This is a genomic window from Pseudomonas canadensis (assembly GCF_000503215.1).
In the GTDB taxonomy this organism is placed as follows: Bacteria; Pseudomonadota; Gammaproteobacteria; order Pseudomonadales; family Pseudomonadaceae; genus Aquipseudomonas; species Aquipseudomonas canadensis.
The window spans coordinates 440,064-455,089 of the sequence record NZ_KI628539.1; the positions used below are offsets into that span (position 1 = coordinate 440,064).

10 protein-coding genes and 1 pseudogene are annotated in these 15,026 nt (G+C 60.1%); 7 read left to right on the plus strand and 4 right to left on the minus strand.

The features are described from left to right. Positions 1-303: 303 nt before the first annotated feature. A complete protein-coding gene (locus U367_RS0124790; protein WP_028619005.1) occupies positions 304-2,640 on the plus strand; it encodes a putative bifunctional diguanylate cyclase/phosphodiesterase in 2,337 nt (778 codons plus the stop codon). Between the two features lie 95 nt (positions 2,641-2,735). Here U367_RS0124790 and U367_RS0124795 read toward each other — a convergent pair whose 3' ends face one another. Beyond that, the gene (locus U367_RS0124795; RefSeq protein WP_028619006.1) at positions 2,736-5,153 is read right to left on the minus strand and encodes a glucose/quinate/shikimate family membrane-bound PQQ-dependent dehydrogenase; all 2,418 of its coding nucleotides are present in this window, start codon (positions 5,151-5,153) and stop codon (positions 2,736-2,738) included. A gap of 429 nt (positions 5,154-5,582) precedes the next feature. Then, a complete protein-coding gene (locus U367_RS0124800) occupies positions 5,583-7,601 on the minus strand; it encodes a TonB-dependent receptor (RefSeq protein ID WP_028619007.1) in 2,019 nt (672 codons plus the stop codon). 140 nt (positions 7,602-7,741) lie between these two features. Here U367_RS0124800 and U367_RS0124805 point away from each other — a divergent pair, with 140 nt between their 5' ends. After that, entirely contained in the window at positions 7,742-7,975 is a 234-nt protein-coding gene (locus U367_RS0124805) for a VF530 family protein (RefSeq protein WP_012722427.1), read from the plus strand. 4 nt (positions 7,976-7,979) lie between these two features. Next, complete coding sequence (locus U367_RS0124810; RefSeq protein ID WP_028619008.1) at positions 7,980-8,606, plus strand: Pr6Pr family membrane protein; 627 nt, start codon at positions 7,980-7,982, stop codon at positions 8,604-8,606. A 101-nt stretch (positions 8,607-8,707) separates the two neighbouring features. Here U367_RS0124810 and U367_RS0124815 read toward each other — a convergent pair whose 3' ends face one another. Next, entirely contained in the window at positions 8,708-9,475 is a 768-nt protein-coding gene (locus U367_RS0124815; protein WP_028619009.1) for a siderophore-interacting protein, read from the minus strand. Beyond that, on the minus strand, positions 9,472-9,993 hold the full coding sequence (locus tag U367_RS0124820; protein ID WP_028619010.1) for a PadR family transcriptional regulator: 522 nt from the start codon (positions 9,991-9,993) through the stop codon (positions 9,472-9,474). Before U367_RS0124820 ends, U367_RS0124815 begins: the two co-directional genes overlap by 4 nt. A gap of 537 nt (positions 9,994-10,530) precedes the next feature. Between U367_RS0124820 and U367_RS0124825 the strand changes: the two genes are divergently transcribed. From U367_RS0124825 to U367_RS0124840, 4 genes and pseudogenes are all read left to right on the plus strand, one after another. Continuing rightward, complete coding sequence (locus U367_RS0124825; RefSeq protein ID WP_084651069.1) at positions 10,531-11,040, plus strand: fimbrial protein; 510 nt, start codon at positions 10,531-10,533, stop codon at positions 11,038-11,040. A 50-nt stretch (positions 11,041-11,090) separates the two neighbouring features. Beyond that, positions 11,091-11,651, plus strand: coding sequence for a fimbrial protein (locus tag U367_RS0124830; protein ID WP_028619012.1), 561 nt, complete (start codon positions 11,091-11,093; stop codon positions 11,649-11,651). A gap of 19 nt (positions 11,652-11,670) precedes the next feature. Further along, positions 11,671-14,261: pseudogene (locus U367_RS01000000130285) on the plus strand (outer membrane usher protein). Beyond that, complete coding sequence (locus U367_RS0124840) at positions 14,258-15,016, plus strand: fimbria/pilus periplasmic chaperone (RefSeq protein WP_028619013.1); 759 nt, start codon at positions 14,258-14,260, stop codon at positions 15,014-15,016. The pseudogene U367_RS01000000130285 and the gene U367_RS0124840 overlap by 4 nt, the downstream one beginning before the upstream one ends. Positions 15,017-15,026: the final 10 nt, after the last annotated feature.

Consider the following 15,026-nt stretch of genomic DNA (forward strand, 5'->3'; position numbering starts at 1 on the left):
CTTACTTTGGGGCTTTTCCAAAGTGAGCCGCCGTAAGGGCGGAACCCAAAGTGGCCGTTACCCAAATAACGGATATGTACCCAACTCAACCCCCCCCCCAGCCAACCCATTGTCGCCAAAAAACCGCCACGAAATTCCCCGGTTTTATTGGGTGCACTTAACCAAAGTCCCAGCTAATCTCCTAGCACCCAATATTCAATCAAAATGGATATTTTTTTGACGCCAGGTCAGCAGTCGCAGGGAATGCACATGACAAAGGGACGTAGTGGCAGAGAGAGGCGAACGCTGCCAGAGGGCACTGCAATGAGGTGGCGCCACACGTTCCAAACCCGTATCGCCGGGGTGCTGGCGCTGTTACTGCTGGTAGTGGTCGGCGCCACCTATTTCGCCGTCAAGACCGCCACCACCCGCGCCGTGGAAAACCAGGCGCAAGTCCAACTGCAAACCGGCAGCCAAGTGTTCGAGCGCTTGATCGACCTGCGCGGGCGTCGCCTGCAGTACGGCCTCGACTGGCTGACCGTCGACCTCCCGTTCAAACAAGCCGTGGCCGAATCCAAGACGGTGCCGATTCTCGCCGCGTTACGTCGCCACGGCACGGGCATCCGTTCCAGCGAAGTGTTTGTGCTGGGCCTGGATGGCAAGGTCATGGTCAGCACCTTGCCGATCCTCACGCGCGGCCAGCTTTTTCCCTATGACGACGCCCTGCGCCATGCCCGGCGTTCGGGCTTGCAGATGCTGATCGTGGCCCTGGATGGGCGGCCGTATCTGCTGGTACAGGATGAAGTGATCGACGAGTTGCCCATCGCGCGCATCGTCATGGGCTTTCCCATGGACAAGCTGTTCGCCAATGAACTGCGATCCATGAGCAATCTGGAGGTGTCGTTCCTCAGCGTGCAAAACGGCACGCCCGGCCAGTTGTACAGCACTCAACCGGATGCTTATCAGGCTGCCACCCTCAGCCTGCTGCGCGAAGGATATGTCGACCCCGAGCCGAAAATCCATTTGTTCTATGGCCAGCGTGTGCTCAGCCAGGTGTTGCCGCTGGCCAATACCGGCGATGGCGATGAAGTGCGGGTGCTGCTGCAAAGCCCACTCGACCATGCCCTGGAATCCTTTGCGCCGCTGGACCGGCAGTTCCTCGGGATTGCCCTGGCGGTGCTGCTGGTGTCGTTGGCCGGTGCGCTGTTTCTGGCGCGACGAGTATCGCGCCCGCTCAATGCCCTGGTGCAGGCGGCCGAGCGTATCGGTGCCGGTGATTACCGCACGCCGGTGCGGGTGCGCAGCCATGATGAATTCGGCTTGCTGGCCCGCGCCTTCAATGCCATGCAAAGCGGCATCGCCGTGCGCGAGCGGCAGTTGGCGCATAACGCCCTGCATGACCCATTGACCGGCCTGCCCAATCGCGCCCTGGTCATGGAGCGGCTGGGCAGTGCGATCAGTGCGCGGCGGCCGGTGGTGTTGTTGTACGTCGGCATCGAAAATTACCGCGTGATCAACGAAGGCTTCGGCCCCGAGGGCGTCGAAGAGATGCTGCGCGAAGCCAGCCGTTGCCTGTCCATGAGCCTGTTGGCCAGTGATACGGCGGCGCGCATCGCCGGCAGTGAGTTTTTGCTGTTGCTGGAAAACACCGAGGTCGACCGCGCCGTGGCCCGCGCCGACCGCCTCTACGCGTTGCTCACCGAACCCCAACGCATTGGCAACGACGAGTTGCGCCACGAAGTGAGCATCGGCATCGCTGCCTACCCGGCCGACGGCCAGCAAGTGGAAGAGTTGATCAGCCGCGCCGCCATCGCTCGGCATGACGCGGCCAGCCTGCCGGGGCATTTGCAGATCTACCAGCAGGACCGCGACCTGGCCCACCAACGCCAGATCACCCTGATCCGCGACCTGCGCCGTGCTGCCATCGAGGGTGAGTTGTTCCTGTGCTACCAGCCCAAACTCGACCTCAAGCACGGCCATGTACGCCAGGCCGAAGCCTTGTTGCGCTGGCAACATCCGACCTTGGGCCAGGTGTCTCCGGCAGAGTTCATCCCCTTGGCCGAGCGCACCGGCAGCATGGGCAGCCTGACCCTGTGGGTGATCGAAGAAGCCATCCGCCAGATCGCCGAGTGGGCGCGGCGCGGCATGTTGATCCAGCTGTCGGTAAATATCTCGGTGGATGATTTGGCTGATGATGACCTGGCGATTCGCGTGACTGCGCTGTTGATGCAATATCAGGTTGAGTCCGAGCAATTGATTTTCGAGATCACCGAAAGCGCGATCATGCACAACCCGCAACAGGCTCTCAGTGTGTTGGAGCAGTTGCGCGACTGCGGTATCAGTTTGTCGGTGGATGACTTCGGGACTGGCTATTCATCCCTGGCACAATTGCAGCGCCTGCCGGTGCAGGAATTGAAGATCGACCAATCCTTCATACGCAACCTCGATAGCACCAGTGGCGACGGGGTGATCGTGCGCTCCACCATTGAAATGAGCCACAACCTCGGGCTCAAGGTCGTCGCCGAGGGCGTGGAATTCGCCCCTAGCCTCAAGCTGCTCAAACAGTGGAATTGCGACACCGCCCAGGGCTACCTGATCAGCCGGCCGTTGAACGCGATGGCGTTCGAGATGTGGATGCGCCGCGAGCGATCACCAGTCTGACACCCCCCCGTAGAAGCCGGCAAGCCGGCTCCTACGGTTATAAAAAAGGCGGCTACCTGTGAGGGGAGCCGCCTTTGTTTTGCTGCCAGTCAATCTTAATCCGGCAGTTTGAACGCCATCACATAGTCACCCTGCTTGGTCCCCAGGGAACCGTGACCGCCGGCCATGACCAGCACGTACTGCTTGCCGTCTTTACCGGTGTAGGTCATCGGGGTGGTTTGCGCGCCGGCTGGCAGGCGGCCTTCCCACAGTTGCTTGCCGTTTTTCACGTCATAGGCACGCAGGTACTGGTCGAGCGTACCGCTGAGGAACGCCACGCCACCGGCCGTGGTGAAGGTGCCGCCCAGGCTAGGCACGCCCATGGTCAGCGGAATCGGAACCGGCGCGCTGTCACGCACGGTGCCGTTCTTGTGCATCCAAATGGTCTTGTGGGTGGTCAAGTCGACCGCCGCCACGTAACCCCACGCCGGCGCCTGGCACGGCAGGCCCATTGGCGAGAGCATGGCTTCGAGGATCACACCGTACGGCGCGCCTTTGTTCGGCTGCACGCCTTCGGTTTCGCTGACGCGTGGACCTTGCTTGGCAATATCGGCGGCCGGGATCAGCTTGGATTTGAATGCCATGTAGCTGGGGTTCACGAACGCGATCTGGCGTACCGGGTCGACGGAAATGCCACCCCAGTCGAACACGCCGAAGTTACCTGGGTAAACGATCGAACCTTGCAGCGATGGCGGGGTGAAAGCACCGTCGTAGCGCATGGATTTGAAATCAATGCGGCACAGCAGTTGGTCGAACGGCGTCACGCCCCACATGTCACGCTCTTTGAGCGGGGGTGGCATGAAGTTCAGGTCGGACTTCGGTTGGGTCGGCGAAGTGCGGTCGCCGGCTACAGCGCCTTGCGGTACAGCCACTTCGTGGATCGGCACTACCGGCTGGCCGGTCGCACGGTCCAGCACGTAGATGCTGCCTTGCTTGGTCGACGCCATCACCGCTTGCTTCACGCCTTCAGCGGTCTTGATGTCGATCAGCGACGGCTGGCCACCCACGTCCATGTCCCACAGGTCGTGGTGAGTGAACTGGAAGGTCCACTTCACGTGGCCGCTGTCGATGTCCAGGGCGGTCAAGCCGGCGGCGTATTTCTCGGATTCGTCGGTACGGTCGCCGCCGTATTGGTCGGGCATCTGGTTACCCATCGGCAGGTAGAGCATGCCGAGTTTTTCATCCACGGCGAACATGGACCACATGTTCGGCGAGTTGCGAGTGTAGGTCTTGCCTTCGGCCAACGGGGTGGTGTCGTCCGGGTTGCCGCTGTCCCAGTTCCACACCAGTTTGCCGGTGTGCACGTCGAACGCGCGGATCACGCCGCTCGGCTCGTCGGTGGAGACGTTGTCGGTCACGTGACCGCCGATGACCACCAGGTTCTTGGTCACGGCCGGTGGCGAGGTGGAGTAGTAACCGCCTGGGGCGAAGCTGCCGATGTTGGCACGCAGATCGACCTGGCCTTTGTCACCGAAGTCTTCGCACATCTTGCCGGTGTCGGCGTTCAGAGCGATCAGACGGGTGTCGGCGGTCGGTACGAAAATGCGTTTCGGGCAGGCATTCGGCGCGGCAGCCGGGCTGGCGCTGCCGGTCGGGCTCTGCTCGGAAGCGTAGGCGGCGTCATCGTGATACGACACGCCACGGCAGGTCATGTGTGCCCAGCCCTTGAAGTTTTCGGCACCCTGGCTGCTGATCTTCGGATCGAAGCGCCAGATTTCCTTGCCGGTATCCGGGTCCAGGGCAATCACTTGGCTGTGCGGCGTGCACACGTAGAGCATGCCGTTGACTTTCAGCGGGGTGTTTTCTGCGGTGGTCTCGCCTGGATCGTTCGGGCCAGGGATGTCACCGGTGCGATACGTCCACGCCGGCACCAGCTTGTGGGCGTTTTCCGGGGTGATCTGCGCCAGTGGCGAGTAGCGATCGCCGTAGGCCGAACGGCCGTAGGAGTTCCAGTCACCATCAGCTTGTGACGGTGCAGCGCTGGCCATGCCAGGGACTGCGTCGCGGTCCAGTTGGCCGGTCTTGACCATTTCACCGGGGTTGGTGAATTGGCTGGCCAGGGCGGTAGCACCCGCCAGCACTACGGCCACGCTCAGCGCGCCAGTGCCCAGCGGGGCAGGTTGGCCACGCAGCAACGGACGGCGAAACCACGGGAGCAGCATGACGATACCCAGGGCGAACAGCAGCGCCAGGCGCGGCACCAATTGCCACCAATCCAGGCCGACTTCCCACAGGGCCCACACGGTACTGGCGAACAGCACCAGTGCGTACAGGCCCAGCGCGGCGCGGCGGGTGGCCAGCAGCAGGATGCCGGTCAGGGTGATGCCGATACCGGCCAGCAGGTAGTACAGCGACCCGCCGAGCAACGTCAGCTTGATACCCCCGGCCAGCAAGGCCAGGCCCATGATCAGCAGCAAGACGCCTAGCAACCTGGGCAGCAGGCGGCTTGGGCTTGAAGCACCATCAGTGCTCATAGTGTGTTTCTCCGTGACGTTGGAATTATGTATCCCCGTGTTTCTTCACTGTAGATGACGATTCGACACGGGCTTGGTTCAGCGTTAATTCGGTTTTTCTGGGGATAAGTGTGGTTATCCACAGGCGGGCGATTTATCCCCAGGCGCAGGTCGGTGTAAGACAGCGCTGTCTTGGGCGGAGGGGGAATTCGGCAAGATGGGGTCGACCGCGGACGTGAAACGTTTCAGTTTGTTGCGGCAAGGATAAAGGGAGAGCGCGTCGAGAGAAAGCGTCAATCGCAAGATGCATCATTTCAGATTTGGTAACAGTGACAGAACGTCGCTGCAAAGGGCCCTGCAAAACCTGCAGGAGCCGGCTTGCCGGCGATGGCGGTTTCAAGGACGCCATCGCCGGCAAGCCGGCTCCTACAGGTTAGAATTGCGGTGTTTTTAGAAGGTGGTTCGAACGCCGAACTGCACACTTCTACCCGGCGCCGGTGCAATGTCGCGCAAGATCGAGCTGGCATACCGCACAGTCTGGTTGGTCAGGTTTTCACCGTTCACGAACGCCAACCACTGACTGCCACCCATGTTGAAGTGATAACCCGCGCTCGCCCCCAACGTGGTGTAGCCATCGGTGCCATTCTCGTTGTCCGGCACTCGGCCTTGGCCCGCTGCATGTTCCACGTCAATGCGCGCCTGCCAGCGGTCCAGTTCCCACAGCAAACCGCTGTTCAAGCGCAGCGGTGCAATACGCGGCAACGCTTCGCCGGTGTCCAGGTTGGTGGCGCGGGTGTAGTCGCCCGACAACTCCAGCGCGAACTTACCGTAGGCGCTTTCGCCAAGTTTCCAGTGATCCTGGGCTTCGAAGCCGGCGAAACGTGCACGCACGCCGGAGTATTTGTACTCAGGGATGCCGCCTGCGTCTTCTTCACCTTCATCGTTCAGCGTGCGACCGCTGCCCAGCAGGCCTATGTAGTTGGAGAAGCGGCTGTAGAACACGCCGAAGCTGCCCTTGTGAGTACCATTGTCAAAGCGCAGTGCCAGGTCGCTGGACACGGCTTTTTCTTTCTTCAGGTTGGCATCGCCCAGCTCGTAGGTGCCGGTGGCGACGTGGGCGCCGTTGGCGTACAGCTCGTAGAAGGTCGGTGCGCGTTCGGTGTAACCCAGAGTCGCGGCCAGGGACCAGACCGGCGTGAGGGTGTAGACCGCACCGGAAGACAGGCTGCCGGCGGTGAAATCGTTGGATTTGTCGGCACCGGCAAAGCGTGCGTTGCCCTTGGCGTCCGGGTCGACGCTGGTGTGTTCCAGGCGGCCGCCGAGGCTGAGTTTCAGGCGTTCGGTGGCTTGCATTTCTTCGAGGATGAACAGTGCGCCGGCCGTGGTGTCGGTCTGCGGCACGAAGGCTTCTTCACCGAGGGCCGAGAACTCGTTGCGGGTTACTTGTGCGCCAACCACGCCATCGAGCGGGCCGATGGGCTGATGGCGGGCTTCAACACGCGCTTCGTAGCCTTTGTTCTTGAAGATCGTGCCGGTTTCGCCACCTTCGATTTCGCGGTGTTCGTAGTCGGTGTAGCCGGCATCGAGTTTCACCGAGGTAAACGGGCCTTGCAGGTTGCGGATTTCCGACGCAAACGCGTAGTGATCCTGCTTCATGCGGATACGCACGTCCTGCTCGGCCGGCGAGCCGTAGTTCGCGTCGTAATTGCTGTAGGACAAGCCGGCATAACCGTCGTCCCAGGTGTAGGAACCGCCCACGGCCCCGCCGTCCTGGCGTCCGTCACTGTTGCCCAGGCGTGCGTTTTTACCCGGAGTGTCTTCGGTTGCCGGCGCGTGCCGACTGCGTGCCTGGCCGGGGATTTTCAGGTCATTGAATTCCCGCGCGTTGGCGTCCAGGTGCAAGGCAAAGGTGCCGTTACCGGCTTCCAGTCTGCCCGCGCTGCTGCGGGTGGTGTCGGCGCCGCCGTAGCGCAGTTCACCGGCACCGTGGATGCCTTCGATGGCCTCGGTAGGGATGCGGTTGTCGAAGGTGTTGACCACACCGCCGATGGCGCTGCCGCCATACAACAGCGCCGCCGGGCCGCGCACGATTTCAATGCGGTCGACGTTGACCGGGTCCAGTGGCACTGCGTGGTCGTAAGACAGCGACGACGCATCCAGCGCGCCCACGCCATTGCGCAGGATGCGAATGCGGTCGCCATCCTGGCCACGGATGATCGGCCGACTGGCGCCTGGGCCAAAGTACGAAGACGACACGCCCGGTTGTTTGTTCAGGGTTTCGCCGAGGCTACCTTTTTGTTGCAGGGTCAGGTCATCGCCTTCCAGCACGGTGGTGGGCGAGGCGAGCTGTTCACTGCCCAGCGGGTTGCCGGTGATGACTTGGGGCTGCAGCTCAAGCGCGTGGGCTTCGGAGCAGATCAACAGGGCGGCGGTAAGCGGGGACAGGCGCCACAGAGAGGAGAAAGACATCAGACACATTCCTTGGCAAAACGACTAAAAGATTCGTAAGGTGTAGTTACAATATAACATCTCTTTTTCGTTGAGAACGGGAACTTTTTTCTTCGTGCTAAAGTGACCGGCTGTATTTCTACTTTTTGTAAAGGCCTGGCATGACCGCGACAAGCAACGACCCACTCCACGGCGTGACCCTGCAGCACGTCCTCACCACCCTGGTGGAACATTACGAATGGGAAGGCCTTGCCGAGCGTATTGATATCCGCTGCTTCAAGAGCGACCCCAGCATCAAGTCGAGCCTGACCTTCTTGCGCAAAACGCCGTGGGCGCGGGAGAAAGTCGAAGGGTTGTACGTGAAACTGATGCGTACCAAACGCCCGCTGGATTGAACCCATGAAGCGGTTAGTGGCAGCTGCGGCGCTGGCTGGTTGGACAGGGTTGGTGATTCAGCAATACCTGATTTTTTATTCGCGCTGGGAGTCTGGCGCCAGCCTGCTGGGCGGGTTGATCAACTTTTTCAGTTTCTTCACCGTGCTGACCAACACCCTGGCGGCGGTGGTGTTGAGCTACGCGTGGGTCGACCGCGATTCAGCCGCAAAGCGGTTTTTCCTTGAGCCCAAAGTCAGCAGTGGGGTCGCCGTGAGCATCGTGGTGGTGAGCCTGGCCTACAACCTGTTGCTGCGGCATTTGTGGCAGCCCGAAGGCTTTCAGTTTATTGCCGACGAATTGCTGCACGACGTGATGCCGGTGCTGTTTTTTATCTATTGGTGGCGGTGCGTTCCCAAGGGCAACTTGCAGCTCAAGCACGTTGCGGGGTGGGTGATCTACCCGCTGGTGTACTTTGGCTATGTGCTGCTGCGCGGGGATTTGCTCGGGCAGTATCAATACCCGTTCATTGATGTGGGGACTCTTGGTTATCCACAGGTGTTTGTGAATGCCGGGGGGATATTGGTGGGGTTTTTACTGATTGCGTTGGCAGTAGTAGGGTTGGACAGGTTTCTGAAACCACCACAAATCTAATGTGGGAGCCGGGCTTGCCCGCGATGGCGAAGTGTCAGTCGACAGATGCACCGCTATCGCAGGCCAGCTTCCACATTTGATCTTCAGTGTGTTCGAGGCGCCTAGTCTTCTTCGCTGCCCTCGGCACGCCAGTAGCCCACGGCCTTGAGAAACTCTTCATTAACCTTGTGGGTATCCAGCAACAGCCGCCGCACCTGGCGTGACAGCTTGGACTCGGTGGCGACAAAGCTGTACAGCGAGCCACTGGGCAGCGTCAGTTTCTGCACGGTATCCAGCAGATCATCCTGGCCGCGAATCACCCAGATTACCTCAACATCGGCAGCACTCTTCAGTGCCTGCTTTTCAGCCGCATTGGCGATCTCAAGCACTGCCAGCACCTTGCGCCCCGCCGGCAGTTCTTCCAGGCGTCGCGCAATGGCGGGCAGGGCGGTTTCATCGCCGATCAGCAGGTAGCTGTCAAAGATGTCCGGCACGATCATCGAGCCCCGTGGCCCACCGATGTACAGGTGCTGGCCGACCTTTGCCTGCTCGGCCCACGTGGAGGCCGGGCCATCGCCGTGCAGCACGAAGTCGATATCCAACTCACCGATGCTCAAGTCAAAGCGACGCGGCGTGTAGTCGCGCATGGCCGGCTGTGGGCCGTCGCCCTTGATGGTGAAGGCCGGGCTTTCCAGCGCGGCCTGCTCGGCGGCGTTCTGTGGAAACAGCAGCTTGATGTGATCGTCGGCACCCAGGCTGACAAACCCCGCCAGCTCTGGCCCGCCCAGGGTGATGCGACGCATGCGCGGTGTGATGTCGACCACCCGCAACACTTGCAGGCGGCGGCGTTTGATTTCGTGGGTCACGCGGTGGATGGCTTGAGTATTCATTGGTCTTTCCCGTCGGCAATGGCTTGAGCGGTGCGATTGAGCAGCGCCGCGACACGAACGATTTCTTCCGGGCTCCAGCGCCCGTGGTGCGAGTGCAGGGCATGACGCACGTTATGTACCGCCTCATGGATTTCCGGTGGGCGGTCATGGCCGCGCAGTGAGCGCTTGCTCACGTCGATGCGCATGCGCACGCCGTCCAGGGCGACCTGTTGCTCGCTTATGAAGAGACGACCGGCGTCGGTGATTGTGTAGCGTTTTTTTCCGCCATCGGCGTCGCCCTGGATCAAATCGCTTTCTTCGAGGAACGTCAGGGTCGGGTAAATCACGCCAGGGCTGGGGCTGTAGGCGCCGTCGAACAGGCTTTCGATCTGGCGGATCAAGTCATAGCCGTGGCAGGGCTGTTCGGCGATCAACGCGGGCAGCAGCAATTTCAAATCGCCGGGCGCAAATACCCGTGGACCGCGACCGCGGCCGGAGCGCGGGTCAAAACCGTCGCGCGGGTGAGGATGGTCTCGCATGGTAGGAGCCTCTGTGTGTGTCTAGATATAACGTAAGATATATCTTGTCTTCGACGCAAGGGCTTTCGACAGACGGTCTCCCAGTGCTCGTGCATGCTTTGATGTGTGGTTGGGATGTCCCAAATCATCGCTATTGATTTTTAGTATGTGTAATCCAGCTCTTACATACTGTTTCTACATTGAGTTTTTACAACTAACGTTCGTGTAGTTCAATTCTTACAGGCATTTCTCAAGTTTTGGCAAGTTGCCATACTTTTCCTATATCTCTCGGTATAACAAGGCTACGCCGCTGTCTGAATTGCCCGGCTTACGTACTCAACGTATCAGATGGAAACTTACCTCGCCTCGAACGGATGCTGATTTGCAATACAAATAGTTGGAAAAGTTGCTTCGCGCTTAATGGCGTGATTCACACGTTTATCTGTATCAAATCAGACGCTATATCCCGATCGATGCTGACTGAGTCCTACGCACTCCTGCGGCAGGGTTTCTCTATGACATTCAATACTGTGTGAGTACGTGCAAATGAAAACCAAAATGAAAACTGTGCTGTTGTCTATCGGGTTGCTGGCGGGTTCGGCTTCCGTTGCTCATGCGGCCGATGGAACGGTGACGTTCGTGGGGTCGGTCCACTCGGGTGCTTGCTCGATCAAGCCTGACTCTGTCGATCAGACAGTCAACCTTGGTGCGATTGCCAAACACCAGTTGGAAGCGGGCGGCAAGTCTGAAGCACGGCGCGTGCTGATCGAGCTTGAAGGGTGCGATTTGAGCGGCCTCACCGATAACACAGTCACCACGACTTTCACGGCGACACCATCAAGCGCCGTTCCCGGTGCAATCGGTACGGTGGGAGGCGCGGGCAACGTGGGCATTATGATGACCCATGGCAGTAAACCTATCGAGCTGGGTGTCGCTACCACTCCGCAAGCTATTTCCACCGGTAATAACACGTTGGAATTCGGTGCCTATGTACAAGGCGCCGCGACCGCGCCAATCGTCCCTGGTGAATTCAGCGCAGTCACCAACTTCACCTTGGCTTATCAGTAAGTTTTCCCCCCGCCACTGCGGTGGTGGGGGGAACTTGGCGGGAGATAAAGGTGAACAAAGTTATAAGTCTCGCTATTGCCTCTTCATTGACGATGCTCATCAGCTCTTGCGCTGTCGCCCAGGCGCCTGCGCAAGGCGAGGGTGTGGTCACGCTCGCAGGTGAAGTTGTCGACTCAGCCTGTGGGCTGGAACTGGCCAGTGTCGATCAAGCCATCGAGATGAACCCCGAGCCCATCGGTCGGCTTTTGCGAAGCGGGCGGGGGGAAATCCATCCCTTCCAGTTGCGTCTGGTTAATTGCTCATTGACGCGTCCTGACCCTTCGCGGCCCGGGGCGAGCCTGCCGGACTGGCAGCACATGCGTGTGACGTTTGATGCGCCTACCGACAGAGAAGGGCGCTCGTTTGCTCTCTTCGGCAGCTCGCAGGGAGTGGCTCTGCATATCGAGGACGCTGCGGGCCAGGAGAGTGTCCCGGGTGTGCCGATGGCGCTGCTTCCGTTGGTGGCGGGCGATATGACACTTCACTACACGCTGCGCCTGGTTGGCAACGGATTACCGCTGGCAGCCGGGCCACACAACGCCGCAGTGCGGTTCAAGTTGGAATACTTTTGAACATTGATGGGCTGCTTGCATGTTGAATACATCGAAGGTCAGAAATACGCTGCGCCCAAGCCTTTTTGGCGGGTTGATATCACTGGCGGGTACGGCATTGGGTGCCGGGGATATCGAGTTCAATACCGACGTTCTTGATCTGAGTGATCGCTCCAATATTGACCTGTCTCAGTTTGCGCGCAGCGGGTTCATTCTGCCGGGTACTTACTCGATGGTCGTGCAGATCAATACTCAGCCTCTGTCTGAGCAGTCGGTGGCGTTTTATCCACCGGATAATGATCCCAAAGGCAGTCAAGCCTGCTTATCACCAGGCCTGGTGGAACAGTTGGGCCTCAAGGCGTCCGGCGCGGCCAGCCTTACCTGGTGGAAAGGCGGGCAGTGCCTGGATACTCAAGGCTTGCCAGGCATGGAGGTCAGTGGCGACCTGGCTACCGCCACGCTGAGCATCAGCCTGCCCCAAGCTTACCTCGAGTACAGCGACATTAACTGGGACCCACCCTCGCGTTGGGATGAAGGGGTGCCGGGATTGCTCGTTGACTACAACCTGACCGCGCTGTCCAGCTACCGAAAGAACGACGAGGCTCGTAACAACCTCACGGGTAACGGAACGCTCGGGGCCAATGCCGGGGCCTGGCGCCTGCGGGCAGATTGGCAGGGACGTGTCGAAAAAGGCCGCGACGCGGCGCCCAGTCCTCAGCGGCTGGAGTGGAGCCGTTACTACGCTTATCGCGCCATTCCTGCGCTGAAAGCCCGCTTGGTGGTGGGCGAAAACTACCTGTATTCGGACCTGTTTGACAGCTTCCGCTTTACCGGTGCCGCCCTCAATTCGGACGAAAGCCAGTTGCCGCCCAACTTGCGCGGTTACGCGCCGGAAGTGGTCGGGGTGGCCAAAACCAACGCGAGGGTGATCATCAGCCAGCAGGGCCGTGTGCTCTATGAAACGCTGGTTGCGGCCGGGCCGTTTCGTATCCAGGACCTGAACGACGCCGTCACCGGCAGGCTGGATGTGCGGGTCGAAGAGCAGGACGGCACGGTACACACCTCCCAGGTCGATACCGCAGGCGTTCCCTACCTGACGCGCCCGGGGCAAGTCCGTTACAAACTGGCGACGGGGCGACCGTCCAACCTTCAGTACGGCGCGGATGGCAACTTCTTCGGCAGTGGCGAGTTTTCGTGGGGCATCAGTAATGGCTGGTCGCTGTTTGGCGGCGGTATCACCGATAACAACTACCGCGCGTTGACGGCCGGGGTTGGTCGTGACCTGTTGGCGTTTGGTGCGGTGTCGCTTGATGCCACTCAGTCCCGTGCAACGGTGTGGAACGAGACGCTCTCGGGCAAATCCTACCGCCTTCAATACTCCAAGCACTTTGAAGAGTACGACAGCCAAGTCACCTTTGCCGGTTACCGGTTTTCCGAGAAGAACTACTTGAGCATGAGCGAATACCTCGATGCTCGCCATTATGGGCGCAACGGTGAACTCGCCGGGCCCGGCGTGAACGGATCCTGGAAACCGATCGGCGGCAGCAAGGCCCTGTATACCGCGACGGTCAACAAGCAATTTCGTGACCTGAGCACCACCGTTTACGCCAGCTACAACAAGCAGACGTATTGGGAGCGGCCCGCCACTCAACGCTGGAACCTGTCGGCATCACGCTACTTCAATGTGGGTACCGTAAAGAACCTGAGCTTGTCCCTGAACCTGTACCGCACGCTGGATTACAACTACAAGGACAACGGCATGGCGCTGACGGTCAGCCTGCCATTGGGCAGCACCGGCACGCTGTCGATGGACGCTAGCAGAGGCGCAGGCAAAAACCGTTTTTCAACGCGCTACAGCGATCGCCTCGATGAACGCAACAGCTACCAACTCAGCGCCGGCAATAGGTCCGCCAGTGGTTACCTGAGTCATATCGGCGACTACGCCGACATAACCTCACCGTCAGCCAACAAGAAGGTAATTACACCAGCCTCAGTGCGTCGGCTCGCGGTGGCGGCACGCTCACGCCTTACGGTGGAGCGCTGCATCGAACCAACAGTACTGGCGGCACCCGTCTGATGGTGGACACAGGCGGTGTGTCTGATGTGCCTGTGCGCGGTTACGGCACGCCGACGCGCAGCAACGTTTTCGGCAAGGCGGTGATTTCCGATATCGGCAGTTACCAGCGTACGGCGGCCAGTGTCGACCTGGAAAGTTTGCCGAGCAACGTCGAAGCCACTCAATCCGTCACGCAACTGACCCTCACCGAAGGGGCCATTGGTTATCGCTCCCTGGACGTGATTGCCGGTGAGAAGGCCATGGCGGTGCTGCGCTTGCCGGATGGCAGTTCACCGCCCTTCGGCGCGGTGGTGAAAAACACAAAACAGCAAGACACCGGGATCGTGAATGACGGCGGGCAGGTTTACCTGAGCGGCATTCAGGCGGGCGAAGCGATGACCGTGAGTTGGGGAGGAAGCGAGCGATGCACCCTCACGCTGCCCGTCGTTTTGCCGGCCGACGCCTTGAGCGATGCCCTGCAACTGGGCTGCCGCCTGGCCGCCACTGATCAATCTGCACCTGAACCAGCCTCGCTGACCGGGAAGCCTACCGACACGGAGAACACATCCTCATGAAGCTGAACATGCGCCTCTCATTTCAGGCCTTAATGCTGCTGGCCCTTGGCTTGAGCCAGAGCGTCAACGCCGCTGTTGGCCTGGACCGTACCCGCGTGATTTTTGATGGCAGCAAAGATGCCACCAGCGTGAACATCACCAATAACAACACCCAATTGCCGTATTTGGCTCAAGGCTGGATCGAGGATGAAGCGGGCAAAAAAATCACTTCGCCCTTGATCGTGCTGCCACCGGTCCAACGCCTGGAGCCTGGGAAACAGAGCCAGCTGAAAGTGCAGGCGCTGCCGGCGGCCAAGTCGTTACCGCAGGACCGCGAGACGGTCTTCTACTTCAATCTGCGGGAAATTCCGCCGCGCAGCGACAAGGCCAACACCCTGCAAATTGCGCTGCAAACCCGGATCAAGTTGTTCTACCGACCGCAAGCCATCACGCCGAGCCAGCAAGACTTGTCGAACCCTTGGCAGCAAAAGCTGACCCTGACCCTCGCCGGCGAGCGTTATCAGGTGAACAACCCGACGCCTTACTACGTGACCCTGGTGGATGCGCGCAGCACCAAAGACGGCAAAACCGTGCCGGGCTTCGAGCCGCTGATGGTCCCGCCCAAAGGTGCATTGACCCTGGGGCCGACGGCCAAGGAACTCGGCACCACCCCTCACCTGGCCTACGTGAATGACTACGGTGGACGCCCGCTGCTGGCTTTCACCTGCACCGGAAGCGCTTGCACCGTGAGCGCGCAAGTATCGCCTGATAAGTAGCCCCTGCTGC